This window comes from Candidatus Amarolinea dominans (genome assembly GCF_016704685.1).
Taxonomy (GTDB): domain Bacteria; phylum Chloroflexota; class Anaerolineae; order SSC4; family Amarolineaceae; genus Amarolinea; species Amarolinea dominans.
The window spans coordinates 120147-140872 of sequence record NZ_JADIZS010000006.1 but is presented as its reverse complement, the minus strand read 5'-3'; the positions used below and the strand labels follow the sequence as shown (position 1 = coordinate 140872).

The following is a 20726-nucleotide window of genomic DNA, read 5'->3' as shown; positions in this document are numbered from 1 at the left end:
TGAACGAACTCACGGGCTGAACCACCCGTGAATGAATTCACGGTCTGATACACCGAAACCTGCTGAAGCAGGTTGGTGGGGTGGTGGCTGAATCCGTAAAATTTGCGGAGGGCGAATTCACGGCCTCAACCACCCCACCCCCCCCCGCGCCCCCCCCAACGGGTTCCCCCCCCTCACCCCCCGCGGGGCCGGCCGCCCCCCCCCCCCCCCCCGGCCCCCGGGGCGGCGGCGCCCCCCCCGCCCCCCCCCCACCCGTGAATGAATTCACGGTCTGATACACACCCGTGAATGAATTCACGGTCTGATACCACCCGTGAATGAATTCACGGTCTGATACACCGAAACCTGCTGAAGCAGGTTGGTGTGGGGTGTGGTGGCTGAATCCGTAAAATTTGCGGAGGGCGAATTCACGGCCTCAACCACCAGAACCTGGCAAAACGGGTTCCCACCAACGCAACCCGCTTGAGCGGGTTTGACATATCAGACACCGAATTCATTCGGTGGGCTTTCATTCGGTGGGCATTCGGCAACGGCGAAACCGGCCTGATCTCTTGATCGGGCCGGTTTTATTTTTCTGCGCCAGCAAGGTGATCCCAATTACTTTTCTCGGTCATCAGGCGCCCCACCGCCAATTCTCCATTGGACTAATCTGTAAACCATGTTATAATCACAAATTAGTTCGATTTGCCCAGGTCATTACTCCACCGTCGCATCTTCCTCGAAACCGTAAGGCAATTGAAAGGTTAGACCCTGTACGTGCGCGGTCATTATGACTATAATGAATAGTACCCCGGTCATGTGGAGGGTTGTACAAGGGGATGAGACGGCGTCCGTCCCTTGCGAACACAGCCTTTTCACGAAAATGCCGGTTCGACCAGGATGCCTGGCGCATCGAAAACTGTAAGCAAACCGCCTATTGGCTGGATTTTACGGCCTCGGCTCCCCATAGCTTCTATCACCCTCACTGTTCCCACGGAGCCTCGGTAGCGCACTAGATTATGCAGGACGTCAAAGGAGTTCGAAATGAAGAAGAATGAAAGCAAGACGACTTGGCTGAGTGTTGTAATGACAATTACATTACTCATGTCGGCGTCGCTGGCAGGGCTTAACCCTAGTGCAGTCCAGGCCGCGCCCGCAGTCCCAGTCGCTCAGTCGGCCGAATCGCCTTCGGCCGGTGAGACATGCACAACGCTGCAGCCCAGTTCTGTCACTGGGGTAGACGCGTATATCAAACAAGAGAAGCAGGACGAGCGCCGCGGCGGCGATTCGGAAATGCGAATCAAGACCGAAAACGGCAAGCTGACGCGGGCGCTCCTGCGCTTCGATCTGTCCAGCATCACACCCACGGCCATCATCAACAGCGCAACCTTGTCGTTGTACGTCAAGGGTGCCAGCGGTGGCAGCGTGACGATCAATGCACACCGGGTCACGGCCTCGTGGACTGAATCCGAAGTGACCTGGAAGGCGCGTGACAAGGCGGCCAACAGTCTGTGGACAACCCTGGGCGGCGATTACGATGCTGCGGTCGCGGCCTCCACCGCGGTGGATGACACGAAGAGCGTCTGGCGTTCCTGGAACATCACCAGCCTGGCGAACGGATGGCTGACGTCGCCCGCGACCAACCTGGGCGTGATCCTGGAGTCGCCGGTGACCAACCCCAAGACCGAGAAGATCTTCAAGAGCAGCGATGACGGCACCGCCACCCAGCGTCCCAAGCTGGTCGTTTGCTTCACCGCAGGGGTTACGGTCTCTCCGAACAACAGCGGCGAGGGCGTGGCCGGACAAACCAAGACCTATGCGCATATCGTGCGCGTGGGCAACCTGACCACCGTGGTCAACCTGGGCGCCTCTTCAGCGCAGGGCTGGGTCACGCGCATCTACAAAGATGTCAACGGCAACGGCGTCAAGGATCCTGAGGATACCATCATCAGCCAGACGCCTTCCATCGGCCCCAATGTGGATTATCCCATCCTGGTGCAGGTAGATGTGCCGAACGTCGTCGCGTTGGGCATCACCGATGTGACCACCATCACCGCGACCGCGCAGGCCACCGGCGCCACTGCGACCGCCACCGACAGCACCCGCGTCGGCCAACTGCTGGTTGTACAGCCGGACTTCACCCGCTACGCGGTGGCTGGTTCGGTCAATTTCTATGGCCACACCATCACGAACAACGGCGGCTCGCAGGACTGCGTCACCGTGACCAAGTCCTCCTCCCAGGGATGGACCGTGCTGCTGTGGGAAGACACCAATCAGAACGGCGTCCATGAGACCAACAACCCCAATGAGCCGGCGCTGACCAACCCGGTCTGTATTGCCGCGGGCGCAACCTACTACCTGGTGGCTGAGATCCGTGTCCCGGCCGGCGCGACAGAGAACACCGTGGATCAAACGATCATCACCGCGACGTCAGGCAACGAGCCGAGCAAATCGGACAGCGTAGCCGACACCACCACGGTCTTCGACAACACGCCGCCGGTCATTGATGGCCGCTACGACGATATTTACAGGAATTCGCCCGACGCCACCGAGGTCTGTTACAACAACCCCGAGGGCACGCTGTTCGGCAAGCTGGCAACCTTCTACCAGCCGTCCGGCAATTCGGTTTACATGGTCCTGGCCATTGACAAGGACTTCGTGGATAACACCTACGGCACGAATGCCGTCAACTGGCCCGGCGGTCACTCCTTCGGCAACCTGACCGGTTCGGACCACGCTCAGTTCTGGGGCTATGACAGCAACGGCGCCCAGGTGCTCGACTTCGACCTGGACTACATCTCGGCCAAGAGCGGCACGCCATCGGGCTACGGCTCGCTGGGCGTGGCCGGCGGCGACGGCGGCATGAACACCGGCAGCGCGGCCAACATCCAGGCCTGGGGCACATCGTTCGAATATACGTTGAACAACTTGGGCTACTGCAGCGGCGGCAACTGCGCCATCCTGGGCACCGACCTGGAAGTCAACTCGCCAGCCAGCGATGAGTTCTACACGCCGAATCCCACCTATCCCGACTGGATTTACGATGTGATCTACGAGATCAAGGTCTCGAAGACCGCCTTCGGCGCCGCTGGCTTTGGCGCCATCGAAGTGCCCTACATTCACGCGTCGCCGAGTAAACTGGGCACCAACACGATCTACGCGGAGCCGGGCATCTGCCCCGGCGAGATCGGCGACACGGTCTGGTACGACGCCAATCATGACGGCGTGCAGCAGGCGGGCGAAGCCGGGATTAACGGCGTGCAGGTCAAGCTCTACCGCGACAACGGCGACGGCTTGTTCACGCCGGCCACCGATACCGTCATCGGCACGCAGACCACGCGCTCCGGCGGCAAGTACATCTTCCAGAACCTGGCGCCGGCCGATTACTTCGTAGATGTGATTGACGCCACCGTGCCCAACGGCTATGTCATCACCACCTACAACGATCCCACGCCGATGATCAGCCTGGGGGACAGCGAAAGTTACCTGGAAGCCGATTTCGGCTACACCACGCCCTTTGGCGACCTGCAGATCAGCAAGACGCTGACCAGCGCCGACCCCGCGTACCTGGGCCAGCAGATTGATTTCACCATTCGGATCACCAACACCGGCACGACCATCATCAACAAACTGCCGCTGAGCGACTGGTATGACACCGGTGTGCTCGACTTCGTGAGCGCCACGCCGGCCACGGATGACAACGTGGACGATGGCGCCCTGAACTGGAGCGACCTCACGGTCAGCTTCGGGCATGACCTCAGCCCCGGCCAATCGTTCCAGATCGTGGTTCACTTCCTGGCAATGCAGGCCACCAGCATGAGCGCGCCGATGAGCGCGCCCGAGGCGCTGGGAACCACCGCCGCCAATGGCCCACAGTCGGATCCCCTGGTGGACGGTTTGCTCGACAGCAGCTACAGCTACACGTCTCACATCATGACGAGCGACAGCTCCTCCGGCGGCAACCTGTATTCCTACGCCGGCTCCACCATGTGCTACTGGTCCTTCGTCATGGACCGCAAATTCAACAGCAACGTCTATGCCGACAGTGGTCTGGACAACGCCTACATGCTGCAGGACGGCTGGAGCACCGGACACGACTTCAGCAAGCTGCTCAACAGCGACCAGGCGACGGTCAAGATCACCTACAGCGGCGGCAGCTACAACACGGTAGGACTGGACCTGCTGTACGGCACTACCGGCAACTGGACTTCGGGCCAGACCGGGCATGACAACAGCCCCAACCCCGGCACCGCGCCGATCAATGACGCCATGACCTCGCTGCACTGGAACCTTGAAAACTCCAACTGGACCGGCAGCGCCTGGGGCGGTCAGCTCAAGCATTCGCCGCCCTTCAACTACAACGCCACTTCCGGCAACTACTGGGAGTGGAACCTGATCTATGAGTTCTCGGTGCCCAAGAGCGCGATGAACGGCGCCTGCGGCGCCATCACCCTGGTTTCGGCGCACAACTCGCCCAGCAAGGATTCGAGCAACCTGGCCACCATCGGCGATCGCGTCTGGCACGATCTGGATGGCGACGGCGTACAGGATGCCAACGAATCGGGCCTGCCTGGCGTCACCGTCAATCTGTACCAGGGCGCGACCCTGGTGCGCACCACCATCACCGAACCGGGCACTACCGGCTACTATCTGTTCAACAACCTCGCGGCCGGCACTTACACGGTCAACGTGGATGAGACCACGCTGCCGGCCGGTTTCGTCTTGACCACCAACAACGAGCCGCTCACCGTGGTTCTGGCAAGCGGCCAGGATTACCTGACCGCGGACTTCGGTTACTGGCAGGCGGGCACCGCCAGCATTGGCGACCGTGTCTTCTACGACCTGAACGGCGATGGCCTGCCGGACAACGACAGCGACCCCGGCATCAACGGCGTGACGGTCAAGCTGTATCAAGGCGCCTGCCCGGCCTCGGGTTCGCCGAAGAAGACCCTGGTGACCAGCGGCAACGGCGACTACGACTTCACCCAACTGCTGGCCGGCACCTACTGCGTGGATGTGGATCAGACCACCCTGCCCGCGGGTTGGAACCTGACGACGGCCAACGAACCGCTGACGGTGGTGCTGGCGACCAGCCAGGATTACAACAACGCGGACTTCGGCTATCGCACGCAGTGTACTGACGCCACGCCGAACCTGGCGATCGCCAGCGGCGTGATTGATGATACCAACACCACCCTGCCCAATCAGCAGGCAAAGGCCTGCGCGGCCATCCTGCCCGCCCTGGGCGCCATCGGCGACTTCGTCTGGTACGACAGCGATCAGGATGGCATCGAGGATGTGGGCGAGCCGGGTATCCCGAACGTCACCGTGGCGCTCTATCGGGACACCGATGGCAGCGGCACGCTGACCGCCGGTGACACCCTGATGACGACCACCACGACCGACGCGGACGGCGGCTACATCTTCAAGGGACTGCCCACCGCCACCTACTTCGTGGATGTGACCGATACGAACAATGTGCTGACCGGACTGACGCACATCGTCGCCAATCAGAGCAAGCCCGATCCGACCGCGGCCATTGTGCTCGGCACCGGCCAGGTCTACAAGGATGCGGACTTCGGCTATGTGCAGCAGCCTACCAGCGGCAAGGCCATCATCGGCGACACCGTTTGGTACGACGACAACGGCGATGGCATCCAGCAGCCGAATGAGCCGGGTATCCCGGGCATCCAGGTCTGCGCGACGCCGGTTGGCGGCGGCGCGGCCATCTGCGACACCACCGATGGCAACGGCCATTACCTGGTGCAGGTGCCGGCCGGCTCCTACAGCGTGGCGCCGACCAACCCGCCTGCCGGTCTGACAGTGACCACCCTGGTGCCGCATCCGGTGACGGTCGCGGTCGGCGATCAGTACCTCGATGCTGACTTCGGCTACAACGACAGCCCGACGCAGCCGCAGTTGGGCACGATCGGCAACCTGGTCTTCCGCGACGTGAACAAGGATGGCGTCTGCAACAGCGGCGACAGCCCGCTGGCCGGCGTCAGCGTGGACTTGATCCGCGACAGCAACGCCAACAACACCTGGAACCCGGGCGAGCCGATCATCGCCACGACCACGACGACCGCGGGGACTACCTGCACCGCAGGCAACTACCAGTTCGGCGGTCTGCCCGCAGGCCGTTACCTGGTGCATGTCAGCGACACCAACGCAGTCCTGGTGGACTACACCAAGTCGCCGCTGGGCGCTGCGGGTGTGGACAACAACAACCAGGCCGATCCGTACGCGATCAACCTGCCCACAGCGGGCAGTAACCAGACCGCGGACTTCGGCTACTACCCGCTGGATCGCACCAACATCGGCGTCATCGGCAACCAGGTCTGGATCGAATACGACAGCAACGGCATCTTCAACCCGTTGGTCACCGATGTCGGCCAGGCCGGCGTGACCGTGGAACTGCTGCAGAACAATGTGGTGATTGCCACCACGACGACCGGCGCCGGCGGCGATTACGCCTTCGTCAGCCTGCCCGCTGGGAACTACCAGGTGCGGGTCAGCGACACCTTCAAGGTGCTCAAGGACTACGTGCTGACGGTGCTCGGCCCCAATCCGGGCCAGGACAACAACCATCAGGCGCAGCCGTATGCGGTCAGCCTGGCGCAGGGCGGCTTCAACCTGACGGCCGACTTCGGCTACACCAAGTACGGTGCGATTGGCGACTTCGTCTGGTATGACACCGACAAGGACGGCATCGAGGATGTGGGCGAGCCGGGCATCCCGAACGTCACCGTGGCGCTCTATCGGGACACCGATGGCAGCGGCACGCTGACCGCCGGTGACACCCTGGTGACGACCACGACCACCGACGCGGACGGCGGCTACATCTTCAAGAACCTGGTGCCCGGCGCCTACTTCGTGGACGTGACCGACACCTACAACGTGCTGGCCGGGCTGACGCACATCGTCGCCAACCAGAGCCAGCCCGACCCGACCAACGTGATCAACCTGGGCATGGGCCAGGTTTACAAGGATGCGGACTTCGGCTATGTGCAGCAGCCGGGCAGCGGCAAGGCCATCATCGGCGACACCGTCTGGTACGACGACAACAGCGACGGTATCCAGCAGCCGGGCGAGCCGGGTATCCCGAACATCCAGGTCTGCGCGACGCCAACGGCTGGCGGCGCTTCCATCTGCGACACCACCGACAGCAACGGTCATTACCTGATCGAAGTGCCGGCCGGCTCCTACAGCGTGGCGCCGATCAACCCGCCGGCGAACTACACCGTGACCACGCCGGTCCCGCACCTGCTGACCGTGCAGATTGGCGAGCAGTACCTGGACGCGGACTTCGGTTATGACGACAAGAATGGCCCGCTACTGGGCACGATTGGCGACCTGGTCTTCCTGGACGCCAACAAGGACGGCGTCTGCAACAGCGGTGACAGCGCCCTCTCCGGCGTCAGCGTGGATCTGATCCGCGACAGCAACGCCAACAACGCCTGGGACGCGGGCGAGCCGATCATCGCCACGGTCACCACCGTGGGCGGCACGGCCTGCAGCGCGGGCAACTACCTGTTCAGCGGCGTCCCGGGTGGCCGCTACCTGGTGCATGTCAGCGACACCAATGCGGTGCTGTTCGACTACACCAAGTCGCCGCTGGGCGCGGCCGGAGTGAACAACAACAACCAGGCTGACCCCTACGCCATCAACCTGGCGCCAGGCGGCAGCAACACAACGGCCGACTTCGGCTACTATCCGCTCGATCGCAGCAACATCGGCGTCATCGGCAACCAGGTCTGGACCGAAGAGGACTACAACGGCCTGTTCGACGCCAACGGCAGCGATGTCGGCCAGGCGGGCGTGACGGTGCAGTTGCTCAAGAACAACGCGGTCATCGCCACGACGACGACCGGCGCCAGCGGCGACTACGCCTTCGTCAGTCTGCCCGGCGGCACGTACCAGGTGCGGGTCAGCGACAGCTTCGGCGTGCTGGCGGGCTACGTGGTGACGCTGCTCGGGCCGAATCCGGGTCAGGACAACAACAACCAGGCGCAGGCCTACCAGGTGGTGCTGCCGCAGGGCGGCTACAACCTGACGGCCGACTTTGGCTACATCAAGCTCGGCGCGATCGGCGACTTCGTCTGGTACGACAAGGATCACGACGGCATCGAGGATGTGGGCGAGCCGGGTATCCCGAACGTGACCGTCGCGCTCTACCGCGACGATGACAGCAACGGCACGCTGAGCGGCGGCGACACCCTGGTGGGTACCCTGACCACCGACGCGGATGGCGGCTACCTGTTCAACAACTTGCCGCCGGCCACCTACTTCGTGGATGTGACCGACGCCAACAACGTGCTGGCCGGGCTGACCCATGTCATCGCCAACCAGAGCCAGCCTGACCCGACAGGCGCGATCGTGCTGGGCGCCGGCGATGTCTACAAGGACGCGGACTTCGGCTACTACCAGACGCCGACGACGGGCAAGGCGATCATCGGCGACACCGTCTGGTACGACGACAACGGCGACGGCGTGCAGCAGCCGGGCGAGCCGGGCATCCCCAATGTGCAGGTCTGCGCGACCCCCATGGCCGGCGGCGCGGCGATCTGTGACACCACCGACAGCAACGGTCATTACCTGATCGAAGTGCCGGCCGGTTCCTACAGCGTGGCGCCGATCAACCCGCCCGCCGGGTACACGGCCACCACGCCGGTGCCGCACAGCCCGGTGGTGGTGCTGGCCGGGGATCAGTATCTGAAGGCCGACTTCGGCTACGACGATACCGGCAACAACCTGCTGGGCACGATCGGCAACCTGGTCTTCCTGGATGCCAACCAGGATGGGGTTTACAACGGCAGCGACACGCCGTTCGCGGGCGTCAGCGTGGACCTGATCCGCGACAGTAACAGCAACGGCGTGTGGAACGCGGGCGAGCCGATCATCGCGACCGTGACCACGGCCAGCAGCCTGGATGCCAACACCGGCAACTACCTGTTCAGCGGGTTGACCGCTGGACGCTACCTGGTGCATGTCAGTGACACCAACGGGGTGCTCTACGGCTACACCAAGTCGCCGTTGGGCGCGGCCGGGGTGAACAACAACAACCAGGCCGACCCCTACGCGGTGATCCTGCCGGTGGGCGGCGACAATCTCACTGCCGACTTCGGCTACCACCTGACCGACCGCCCGATGGGCGCCATCGGCAACCAGGTGTGGATCGAAAAGGATAACAATGGCTTGTTCGCGGTGGCGAGCGGCGATTACGGCCAGCACGGCGTGACGGTGCAACTGCGCCAGGGCGGCGTAGTGATTGCCACGACGACGACGGGCGCCAGCGGCGACTACGTCTTCGTGGGTCTGCAGGCGGGCAGCTACGAGGTGCGCGTGAGCGATGCCTTCGGAGTGCTGACCGGCTATGCGCCCACGGTGTTAGGTCCCAACCCCGGGCAAGACAACAACAACCAGGCTCAACCCTACGCAGTGAATCTGGCGCAGGGCCAGTTCAACCCGACCGCGGACTTTGGCTACGCCCCTGGCCCGACCGTGTTGAAGGACAGCACGATCGGCAACCTGGTGTGGGTGGACCGCAACGCGGACGGACTGTACCAGGGCGGTGAGCCGGGCATCGGCAATGTCACCGTGGAGCTGTGGTACGACGTCAACGGCAACTGCACTCGCGATCAGTTCGACTTCCTGGTGGACACCAAACTGACGAGCAGCAGCATCGCACTGGGCGGCAACTACCGCTTCAGCGGTGAGTTCCCGGCTGGCAACTACGTGGTGATCGTGACCGACGCCAACCAGGTGCTGACCACCTACACCAAGTCCAGCGGCCCCAATCCGGGTCAGGACAACAACAGCCAGGTCAACCCGTACTGCATCCAGAACTTCAACCCGACGGGTGTGGGCGACACCAACCTGACGGCTGACTTCGGCTACTGGCAGCCGGTGACGGTCGGTGACTTCACGTGGGTGGACACCAACGGCAACAATGTTTACGACCCGGGCCAGGAGCAGCCGTTGAGCGGCGTCGTGGTGCAGGTCAGGAACAGCAGCAACGTCGTGGTGGCCACGGTGACGACCGGCCCGGCCGGTGGTTTCCCGCCCGGCACCTACCTGGTGAGTGGACTGCCGCCCGGTCAGTACACCGCCACCGTGCTCCCGCAGCCGAACGGCTATCTGCCCTCCGGCCCGACCACGCTGACCAGCGTCAACCTGCTCAGCGGGCAGAGCGACCTGACGCTCGACTTCCCGTTCATCTCGCCGACGAGCGTCCTGGTGACTAACTTCACCGCGACGCAGCACAGCAGCGGGCAGGTGACCCTGGCCTGGACCACGCTGGCGGAAGGTGGCAACACCGGCTTCGACGTGTGGCGTGCGACCAGTGCGGACGGCGTCTATCAGCAGATGACCAGTGCGCCGGTTGCCAGCCAGGCGATTGGCGGCAGCGGCGCCAGCTACGAATGGGTGGACGAGTCGGCCGTCGCGGGCAAGGCCTACTTCTACCGCCTGGAGGCGCTGCCCTCCGGTCAGATGATCGGACCGGTGTCGGCGCGGCTGTGGGGTATGCAGCTCTTCGTGCCCTTCATGCGCCGCTAACCGTTCGACGCCTGGCAACTCCGTGCGCTGGTTGGAAAGCCAGCCAGCGCACGGAGCGGGCATGGCCTTGCGCCTGCCCGCGTGGGCGACCGCAAGGGTGCGCTAATCCTAAGACAGACGAGAAGGCTCAGGCAGCTTTCTCGTCTGTCTTTTCGTTATGGTTTCGTGATGAGACGCCTGGCATTGTCATCTGTTCGTAAGGTGACTTGTTAGCCGGTTATGTTATAATGGAACCATAACCGCTCACTTGAAGTCTCCCGATCCCTTCTGTTGCGCACGAGTGGTCGCGGCATTACGAAGGAGAAATGAATATGTTGTACACCCTGATGAATATCTTGATTGTCAGCGCGCTGGCAATCATCGGGCAATCAGCGCCGGACCCTCGCATGCCTGCTACGGACACGAATACCTGTTACGCGCTCGCCGCAGCCGGCGGCAGCAATGGCAGCAGCCTGTTGACCCTTGTCTTCCCCTCGGACGGCAATCCGGCCAGCAACGAAACCAACATCGGCGCCGGCGCGGGCGTCTCACAAACGACAGCATTGGCCCGCCAGCCCGGGACCGGTCAACTGTGGGCTGTCAACGGTCAGAAGCTCGGCAAACTGGACGCCGCTTCTGGGGTCTATACTGCGCTCCAAAGAACCCTGGGCGAAGGCAACGGCTCCGCCGGGCGGCAGCAATTCGAGAACATCCAGGGCTTGAGTTTCGATCCGTTCTCCGGCGCGCTCTACGCCGTGGCCGTCGAACCCGCGGGCAGTCTCCTTTTCCAGATCGAACCCCAGTCCGGCGAATTCATCCATGATGCGTTCGGCCGGCATGCGGACTACATCGTCATTCAACTCCCGGCCGGACAACTCGTGACCGACATCACCCTCCACCCCGATGACGGGCAAATGATCGGCATCGCCGCTGAGACGAGCGGCGCCAGCTCTCTGATCAAAATCGAAACGACGACCGGCATGACGTCGGTCATTGGCAGCACCGGCCTTGACGCGCTCGAAGGCATCAGCTTCTCCACGACCGGCTCGCTCATGGCGGTCACCGCGGGCGGTTTGTTGGCCGACATCAGCCTGGAAACCGGCCTGGCCAGCAACCTGCGTGTGCTGGACAACGGCTCAGCCTACCGGGCGCTGGCGTGCCAGGGCGAACAGTCAAACGTGATCACCGGCATGGTCTTTCGAGACAGCAACCTGGACGGCCTCTTCGACCCGGCCACCGAAGCAGGCATCCGCGATGTCACGGTGCGCCTCTTTCGCGACGTGGACAACAACGGCATCCCGAACTACGGCGACATCCTCCTGGCCACGCAAAAATCCACCGCGGGCGGCTCCTACACCTTCGTTATCGGCGGCATGGGGCAGTTCGTTCTGGATATTGATGTTTCATCTATACCCAAACACCACGTCCTGACCACCGACAACAGGGAACAGGCCAGTTTCGACGCCTTTGGCCTGATTGATACCGGCAACAATTTTGGGCTGGCCAAACATGCGTACAAGGACCGCGATGTGTTGATCCGCTATCTGCCGGAAACCCCGGCTGTGGTCATTGACGATGTGGAAGCTCGCTACGACCTGCAGCTCACGCGTTACCTGGCGGACATCAATGTCTATCAGTATCGAACCGACGCCTGGGTTGTCGAGATTCTGGTGGAGACCCTGACGCTGGAACCCGCGGTCCTGTGGGCCGACCTCAACTACGTGGTGGGCGGCACCCTGCATCCGAACGACCCAGATTATAACACACCGGCGCTGGTGTACGCACCGCAGCAGATCTCAGCCGAAAGCGCCTGGGACGCAACCACCGGCGTCCCCAGCGTCGTGGTGGCCGTGGTAGACACCGGCGTCTCTTTCACTCACCCTGAGTTTGCACAAACCCACTTCGTACCCGGTTACGACTTCATCAACGGCGACAACGATCCCAGCGATGACAACGGGCATGGCACGCATGTCACCGGCATTCTGGCCGCAGCCATGAACAACGGCCAGGGCATGGCCGGCATCGCGCCCGGCGTCTCTGTCATGCCCGTCAAAGTGCTGAACGCTTCCAACAGCGGCACCTGGGCCGACATCGCCGCCGGCATCGTCTTTGCGGTGGACCAGGGCGCGGACATCATCAACCTCTCGCTGGGCGGGCCGATTGGCTCCGCGATCCTGGAAGACGCCATCGAGTACGCGGCGGCGCACGGCGTTCTGATGGTCACAGGCAGCGGCAACACCGGCACCAATGCGCCCTTCTACCCGGCCTACTATCCCCAAACCGTGGCCGTGGGCGCCACCACGCGCAGCGATGAGGTGTGGGGCTTGTCGAACTACGGCGATGCGGTGGACCTGACCGCGCCCGGCGTTGACATCTGGAGCACCCTCTGGACCACCACCAACCCCGGCGCTTACGACTACTTGAGCGGCACCTCGATGGCAGCGCCGCACGTCAGCGGACTGGCCGCCCTGATCCTGGCCGACCGGCCCAACTTCTCGGTTGCCGATGTGCGCCTGCTGCTGCAGCAAAGCGCCGATGTCCTGGCCATGCCGCAGCCCAATTCTTACTCCGGATGGGGACGCATCAACGCGGGGCGCGCCCTGGGCGCCGCGGGCAGTTGGGTCACGGTAACGCCGACGCCCACCGCGACCTCCACGCCGACGGCGACGCCGATCCCCACCGCGACCCCCACCATGACGCCTACCCCCACCCGCACCCAAACCCCCACGCCGACAGCGACGCCGACCGCCACCGTCACGTCTACCCCGACGCCCTATGTGCGCCGGACCAACAGCGGCGGCACCTTCTTCGTTGATTCGCAGGGCGCCATGTGGGCAGCCGACCAGGTGTGGGATGGGAACTGGGGCGCCACCGCCGGCACTTCCAAGACATCGACGCGCGGTGAGTAACACGGAGGATGACGCGCTTTACCAGAAACGTCGCGAAAGCCCTGGCGCTTACCGCTTCAACCTGCCCAACGGCGCCTACCAGGTGGGTCTCTATTTTGCCGAATTCGACGTAATCAAGTCAACGGACCGGGTCATGCGCATTACCATCGAGGGGGTCGTGGTCGAGAGCAGCCTCAGTATCTACGGTCAGGTCGGGCGTTATGCAGCCCTGACCAAGAGTTACCAGGTGACTGTGAACGACGGCCAACTGAACATCCAGCTCGACAAGGCCGGCGGTTCGAAGCCGCCGGTGGTTTCGGCTGTGATGATCAGCCAGACAGTGCCTCCTACCCCTACGCCCACCGCCACATCCACGCCTACCGCGACGCCCACCAACACCCCCTGTGTGACCTGCCCCACCGCGACGCCGACGCCGCTTGCCACTGCCACCCCCACCAGCGCGCCCTACACGCAGCGCGCCAACAACGGCGGCGCCGTCTTCACCGATGGGCAGGGCCAGGCATGGGCGGCCGACAAGGCCTTTGCCAGCGGGTCGTGGGGCTACACGGCCGGCACAGCCAAGTCAACCACCACCGCGGTCGCCGGCACCACGGATGACGCCCTGTACCAGAAGTGGCGCAGCGCACCAGGCGAGTACCGCTTCACAGCGCCCAATGGCGCCTACGAGATCACGCTGCGCTTTGCTGAGTTCGAGGCCACCCGCTCCTCCTCGCGCGTGATGAAGATCACGATCGAAGGGGTGGTGGTGGAGAACACGCTCAATGTCAACACCCTGGTGGGCAATGCCGCGGCCCTGAACAAGGTTTACCAGACCACGGTGGCGGACGGCGTCTTGAATATCGCCTTCGCCAAGAACGGCGGCAAGCTCGATCCGATGGTGGCGGCGATCCAGATCCGCAAACTACCGTGATTCGGAGTTTCAGACAGGAACATGGCATGAAACAGATACGCATCACGCGGACCGGTCGCAACGTTGATCAGCAGGTTTTGCTGCGCTGGGCGCTGCCGCTAATTCTCAGTATCATCCTGCTGGCCGCAGCATGGCCGGCGCGAGCCGTAACGATGCAGGCTCAGCCCGAGGTCACGTCTGGCTTCGTGGCCGATGAAATCATCGTGCGCTTTGCACCAACCGACCAACAGACCCGCGCAACGCTGATGGCGCAGTACGGGCTGCAGACGATGCGCTACCTGGCCGGCCTCGATACCTATGTGCTCAGGACTCAACCCGGCGCAGTGATGCAGTTGGTGGACGAGTTAGGAGGCCGGACAGAGGTGATCTATGCGGAGCCGAACTACCTGGCGCAGGCGGCCCTGACGCCCACCGATCCCGACTACAGCCTGCCCGATCGCGTTTACGCCCCGCAGCTCATCGGCGCTGAGGCAGCCTGGGACATCACCACCGGCAGCGCGGAGGTGGTGATTGCCGTGGCCGATTCGGGCATCGAGCTCTCTCATCCCGAATTCAGTGGCCGCCTGCTGCCGGGCTACGACTTCGTCAACGAGGACAGCGATCCCAGCGACGATTCGGGTCACGGCACCCACGCGGCCGGCGTCATTGCCGCGGCCATGAACAACGGCCAGGGCACGACTGGCCTGGCGCCCGGCGCCCTCATCATGCCCGTCAAAGTTCTCAACGCCTCGAACCTGGCCGATTGGGCCGATGTGGCCGCCGGCATCGTCTTTGCCGCGGATCAGGGCGCCGACATCATCAACCTCTCGCTCGGCGGCTACGCCGGCTCCCAACTTCTGCTCGATGCGGTGCGCTACGCGGCCGGTCATGGGGTGACGCTCGTGGCCGCCGCGGGCAACCTGGGCCTCGAACTGCCCTACTACCCGGCTGCCTACGATGAAACGATTGCGGTGATGGCAACCACCCGGTCCGATGAGCGCTTCATCCTGTCGAATTATGGCGGTTTCGTGGACATCGGCGCGCCGGGCGTGGAGATCTGGAGCACGCTCTGGAGCGCCGGCACGCCGGGCGGCTATGGTTTTGCCAGCGGCACCTCCGCATCCACGCCGCATGTCAGTGGACTGGCCGGCCTGCTCTTGGCGCAGCGCCCTGATTTGCAGCCGGCCGCGGTGAGAGCCATCATCGAACAGACGGCCGTAGACCTGGGAGCGCCAGGCCGAGATCCGTTTTTCGGCGCCGGTCGCATCAATGCCAGCGCGGCCATGACCGCGGCCGTCAACTGGACGCCGCTGCCTGACACCCCAACGCCCGCGCCAACCTCGACACCCACGGTTACGCCAACGCCAACGCCGACCGTCACCCTGACGCCAACGCCGACTATGACGCCCACGGCAACGGCGACGGCCACGCCATCAGCCACCGCCATGCCAACGCCCGCGCCCACCGCTGCCCCTGCGGTTTATCGAGTCAACTGCGGCGGCGCGGCCTACCAGGACAGCCAGGGCAACCTGTGGCGCGCGGACCAGGCCTGGAATGGAACCTGGGGCTATGACAGCGGCACAACCAAGCGTTCGTCCAAACAGGTGCATGGCGCCGCAGATCAGCCGCTCTACCAGGCCTGGCGTGAAGCGCCCGGCCAGTATCGCTTCAGCCTGCCCAACGGCGCCTATACTGTGGTGCTGCGCTTCGCTGAATTCAATGTGGCCAATGCCAGCGCGCGTGTCATGCGCATCGAAATGGAAGGAGCCACCGTGGAGGCGGCGCTGAGCATCTACGGCAGCGCCGGCCGCTATACCGCGCTCGACAAGGTGTACCAGGCCGTGGTCAATGACGGGGAGTTGAACATCCTGTTTGCCGCCAACGGCGGCAGCTATGACCCGATCATCAATGCCATCGAGGTCAGCTTTGCCGGCGCCACACTTCCCACCCCCGCCCCAACGGCCACCGCGACGCCCTACATTCAGCGTGTCAACAGCGGCGGCCCCAGTTTCACCGATGGGCAGGGCGTCGTGTGGGCGGCCGATGCGCCGTATGTGGCCGGCGCCTGGGGCTACTTCAGCGGCGCGGCCAAATCCACCACCCTGGCTGTGGCCGGCACCCTGGACGACGCGCTCTACCAGCGGTGGCGCGACAATCCGGTGGAGTATCGTTTCACCGTGCCCAATGGCGCTTACCACGTGATCCTGCGTTTTGCCGAATTCGAGGCGACGCGGGCATCCGACCGCCTGATGCAGATCACCATCGAAGGGGTGACGGTGGAGTCGGCGCTGAGCATCTACGGCCTGGTGGGGCGCGCCACGGCTCTTGATCGCGTTTACGCCGTGACCGTCAACGACGGAGCGCTCAACATCAGTTTTGTCAAGAATGGCGGCAGGAAGAACCCGGCCGTTGCGGCCATCGAGATTCGTTGAACAGAGAGCCTGTGCTTGCCCTCCGGGCAGACTCGTTATCAGCATTGTCACAATCATTTGGATATGATGAACCAGCATGAATGAGTGTTCATCCAGGAATAAGAGAAGTACCAGAGGGACCCACGATGAAAATAACTGTAAGAATAGGACAGCTCTTGATCGTTGCGTTGATCGGCGCCTTGTTGGCCGTGCCGATCCTCTCAGTTGCGCTGGCGCACGACGGCCAGCAGGAAGTCATCATCCGCAGCGGAGACAGCGCGCAGCCGGCTACCAATGGCGAGATCAGCGGCGCAGTCTACTTCGACCGTAACGCGAACAGCGTGCGCGATCCGCAGGATCGCGGCATCGCCGGGGTGCTCATCGAACTGCGCGATCAGGCCACGGGCGGCCAGGTGGTTTACGCGACGATGATCACGTCGCCGGACGGCCTTTATCATTTTCCTGCGGTGGCTGATGGCGCCTACACCGTCACCGAAACCGACCTGGAAAACTATGTGAGCACCACGTCGAACACCCAGGTGGTCGAAGTGATCGGGGCAGCCGTCACGAACGTAGATTTCCTGGACGTGCTGCCGCGCGCGGTGGCGGGCACGATCTATGACGACGCCAATCACGACGGCGTGCGCGGCCTGACCGAGATGCGCATCCCTGACGCGCTGATCGAGGTCTTCGACGACCTGAACGCCAACGGCCTGGTGGACACTGGCGAACCGCTGCTGGGCAGCGATGTCAGCGACAACCAGGGCAACTACGCGATCGGCGGCATCATGCCGGGCCAGCGCGTGGTGCGTGTGCAGCCGCCGGGCGGCATTGGCGAGCCGGGGCAGACCGGTCTCGATCTGCTCAGCGGCGAGGTGGGCGGCTTTGGCGCACTGCTGGACCTGGCGCCGGGGCGCAACAGCGTGATTCCGCCCCAGGTCGAACAGACGCCCGTGGCGGCCGATGAGGTGATCGTGCGTTTCCGCGAAGGAATGAGCGCCGACGCCGTCGCGGCCATCCTGGCGGAACAACAGGCGCAGGTCGTGCGTGAAATCAAGCCATTGAACGCCCTGGTGCTGCGCAGCCAGCCAGGGCAGGCGTTGGCCCTGATTCGCGCGCTGCGCCAGCGCGCCGATGTGCGCTACGCCGAGCCGAACGCCCTGGCGCAGATCGCCGTGGTGCCCACCGACCCCGACTACAGCGACATCAGCAAGGTCTACGCGCCGCAGATGATCAACGCTGAAACGGCCTGGAACTACACCACCGGCAGCGCCAGCGTGACTGTGGCCGTGCTCGACACCGGCATTTCGCTGACGCACCCGGAATTCAGCGGGCAAACGGTGGCCGGCTACGACTTCGTACACAACGACAGCGACCCCAGCGACGACGAAGGGCATGGCACCCACGTATCGGGGATCGTGGCCGCTGCCATGAACAACGGACAGGGCAACACGGGCATTGCGCCGGGCGTCAAGATCATGCCGTTGAAGGTCATGGACTACACCGGCTACGGCAGTTGGGTGTGGGTGGCCGATGGCGTGATCTATGCCACCGATCATGGCGCGGATGTCATCAACATGTCGCTTGGCAGCGCCGGCACCTCCTACCTGATGACCGATGCCGTGGCCTATGCTGCGAGTCATGATGTGGTGATGGTAGCTGCCTCAGGCAACAGTGGCCTGAATCAGACGTACTATCCGGCCGGCTATCCCGCAGTCATTGCGGTGGGCGGCACCGACTACTACGATGTGTGGTGGACATTGTCCAACTACGGCACGTTCGTAGACGTGACCGCGCCGGGCGACACGGTGTGGAGCACCAACTGGACCGCCAGCAATCCCAATGCGTACCAGTACTTCAGCGGCACCTCACAGGCAGCGCCGCATGTCAGCGGCCTGGCCGCATTGATCCTTTCGGCGCATCCGAGCTTTTCCGCGGCCGACGTGCGCGCCATCATCCAGCAAACCGCGGTGGACAAAGGCGCGGCCGGCTATGACATCTACTACGGCTTTGGCCGCATAGACGCCGGCGCCGCGCTGGCCGCGGCCGCGAGTTGGGCCCCCTTCACCGCGACGCCCACCGCCACGCCAACGCCGCTCTTCACCAACACGCCGACCTCCACGCCGACGATCACGCCGACGCCGACAGCGACCAACACCCCCACCGCGACGCCGACGCCGACGCTGCCGGCCACCGCCACGCCCACCAGCACACCGACGCCCACGCCAACCCGCACGCCAACCGCAACCGCCACACCTCCGCCGTATGTGCAGCGGGTCAATGCGGGCAGCACGACCGCCTTCACCGATGGGCAGGGCCTGGTGTGGGCCGTTGACAAGGCCTTTGCTGCCAACTCCTGGGGCTACACCGGCGGCACGGCCATGTCGTCCACCAGATCGGTTGACAATACCACCGACGACGTGCTGTATCAGAAGTATCGCGAGTCGGCTGGCGAGTACAAGTTCACCGTGCCCAACGGCAACTACGAAGTGACCCTGCGCTTTGCTGAGTTTTCGGTGACATCGTCTACGTCGCGCGTCATACGACTTACCCTGGAAGGCGTCATCGTAGAGAGCGCCTTGAGCATCTACGGCACGGTGGGACGGTACGTGGCCCTGGATCGGGTCTATCAGGCGACGGTCAGCGATGGCATTCTCAACATCATGTTCATTCAGAACGGCGGCACCTACGCGCCGGTGGTTTCCGCTGTCGGCGTGCGCCAGGTGCCTCCGCCCACGCCGACCCCCACAGCCACCAACACACCGACTGCCACCCCCACGAACACGCCTTGTGTGGCCTGCCCCACGGCAACGCCAACATCAACCCATACCCCGACCAGGACGCCCACGCCCACGGCCACACCGGTGCCGTATGCGCAGCGGGTCAACTCGGGCGGCACCTCGGCTTTCACCGATGGCCAGGCCGTGGTGTGGGCCGTTGACAAGGCCTTTGCCGCTAACTCCTGGGGCTACACCGGCGGCTCGGCCAAGTCGTCCACCAAATCGGTTGGCGGCACCACCGAAGACGCGCTGTATCAGAAATATCGCGAGGCGCCTGGCGAATACAAGTTCACCGTACCCAACGGCAACTACGAGGTGACCCTGCGCTTCTGCGAGTTTACCGCGACATCGGCCACGTCGCGCATCATGCGTATCACGATCGAAGGCGTCATCGTCGAAAATGCACTCAGCCTATATTCCGCGGTAGGTCAGTACGTGGCCCTGAATCGAGTCTATCAGACCACCGTCAGCGACGGCATTCTCAATGTGGTCTTCAGCCAGAATGGCGGCAGCAATGTGCCGGTAGTTTCCGCGGTAGGGGTGCGCCAGGTGCCTCCGCCCACGCCGACCCCCACGGCCACCAACACGCCGACCCATACACCGACTGCCACCCCGACGAACACACCGTGCGCGACCTGTCCTACGGCAACGCCAACGCCAACCCGCACGCCGACCGCGACGCCAACCAACACCCCAACGCCGTTGCCCTACACCACCCAGCGCGTCAACGCCGGCGGCACCGCGTACACTGACGGCAGCAGCCAGGTGTGGCCGGCCGATCAAGCCTACCTGACCAACGGCTGGGGCTATACCGGCGGCACAGCCAAATCGAGCACCACGGCCGTCGCCGGCACCACCGATGACCCGCTGTACCAGAAATGGCGCGACGCGCCCGGCGAGTACAAGTTCACCGTTCCCAGCGGCACGTACGAAGTGACGTTCAAGTTTGCTGACTTCGAGTCTTCCAAGTCAACGGATCGTGTGATGAAGATCACGCTGGAAACGACCATCGTCGAACCGAACATGAGCGTCTATGGTCAGGCCGGCAAGGCCGTGGCGCTCGACAAGGTGTACACGATCGCCGTGACCGATGGCGTACTCAATATCAGCTTCGTCAAGGTCAGTGGCACCAAGAATCCGATCGTTTCGGCCATTCAAGTGCGCAGAATCGGGTGAGGATTAAGCCCTGAACATTCGACGGCTGTCTTGACACAGCAGTCGT

At 63.5% G+C, this 20726-nt stretch carries 5 protein-coding genes; all 5 read left to right on the top strand.

Annotated features, from left to right (window positions below; genetic code table 11):
• The first annotated feature begins 1023 nt into the window (after positions 1–1023).
• The 5 genes from IPF85_RS05855 (at position 1024) to IPF85_RS05835 (ending at position 20680) form a co-directional block, all read left to right on the top strand.
• Positions 1024–10536 carry an SdrD B-like domain-containing protein gene (locus IPF85_RS05855; protein WP_343407134.1) on the top strand — a complete coding sequence of 3171 codons (9513 nt, stop codon included), beginning with the start codon at positions 1024–1026 and terminating at the stop codon, positions 10534–10536.
• 311 nt (positions 10537–10847) lie between these two features.
• Entirely contained in the window at positions 10848–13424 is a 2577-nt protein-coding gene (locus IPF85_RS05850) for a S8 family peptidase (protein ID WP_343407133.1), read from the top strand.
• Positions 13417–14334 carry a malectin domain-containing carbohydrate-binding protein gene (locus IPF85_RS05845; RefSeq protein ID WP_343407132.1) on the top strand — a complete coding sequence of 306 codons (918 nt, stop codon included), beginning with the start codon at positions 13417–13419 and terminating at the stop codon, positions 14332–14334. The genes IPF85_RS05850 and IPF85_RS05845 overlap by 8 nt, the downstream gene beginning before the upstream one ends.
• Positions 14335–14360: 26 nt before the next feature.
• Positions 14361–16745 carry a S8 family serine peptidase gene (locus IPF85_RS05840; RefSeq protein WP_343407131.1) on the top strand — a complete coding sequence of 795 codons (2385 nt, stop codon included), beginning with the start codon at positions 14361–14363 and terminating at the stop codon, positions 16743–16745.
• Between the two features lie 155 nt (positions 16746–16900).
• Positions 16901–20680: a malectin domain-containing carbohydrate-binding protein gene (locus IPF85_RS05835; protein WP_343407130.1), complete on the top strand. Its 3780-nt coding sequence runs from the start codon at positions 16901–16903 to the stop codon at positions 20678–20680.
• The last annotated feature ends 46 nt before the right edge of the window (positions 20681–20726 follow it).

Coding starts and splice junctions, on each gene's coding strand:
- IPF85_RS05855 (WP_343407134.1), top strand. CDS start 1,024: ATGAAGAAGAATGAAAGCAAGACGACTTGGCTGAGTGTTGTAATGACA.
- IPF85_RS05850 (WP_343407133.1), top strand. CDS start 10,848: ATGTTGTACACCCTGATGAATATCTTGATTGTCAGCGCGCTGGCAATC.
- IPF85_RS05840 (WP_343407131.1), top strand. CDS start 14,361: ATGAAACAGATACGCATCACGCGGACCGGTCGCAACGTTGATCAGCAG.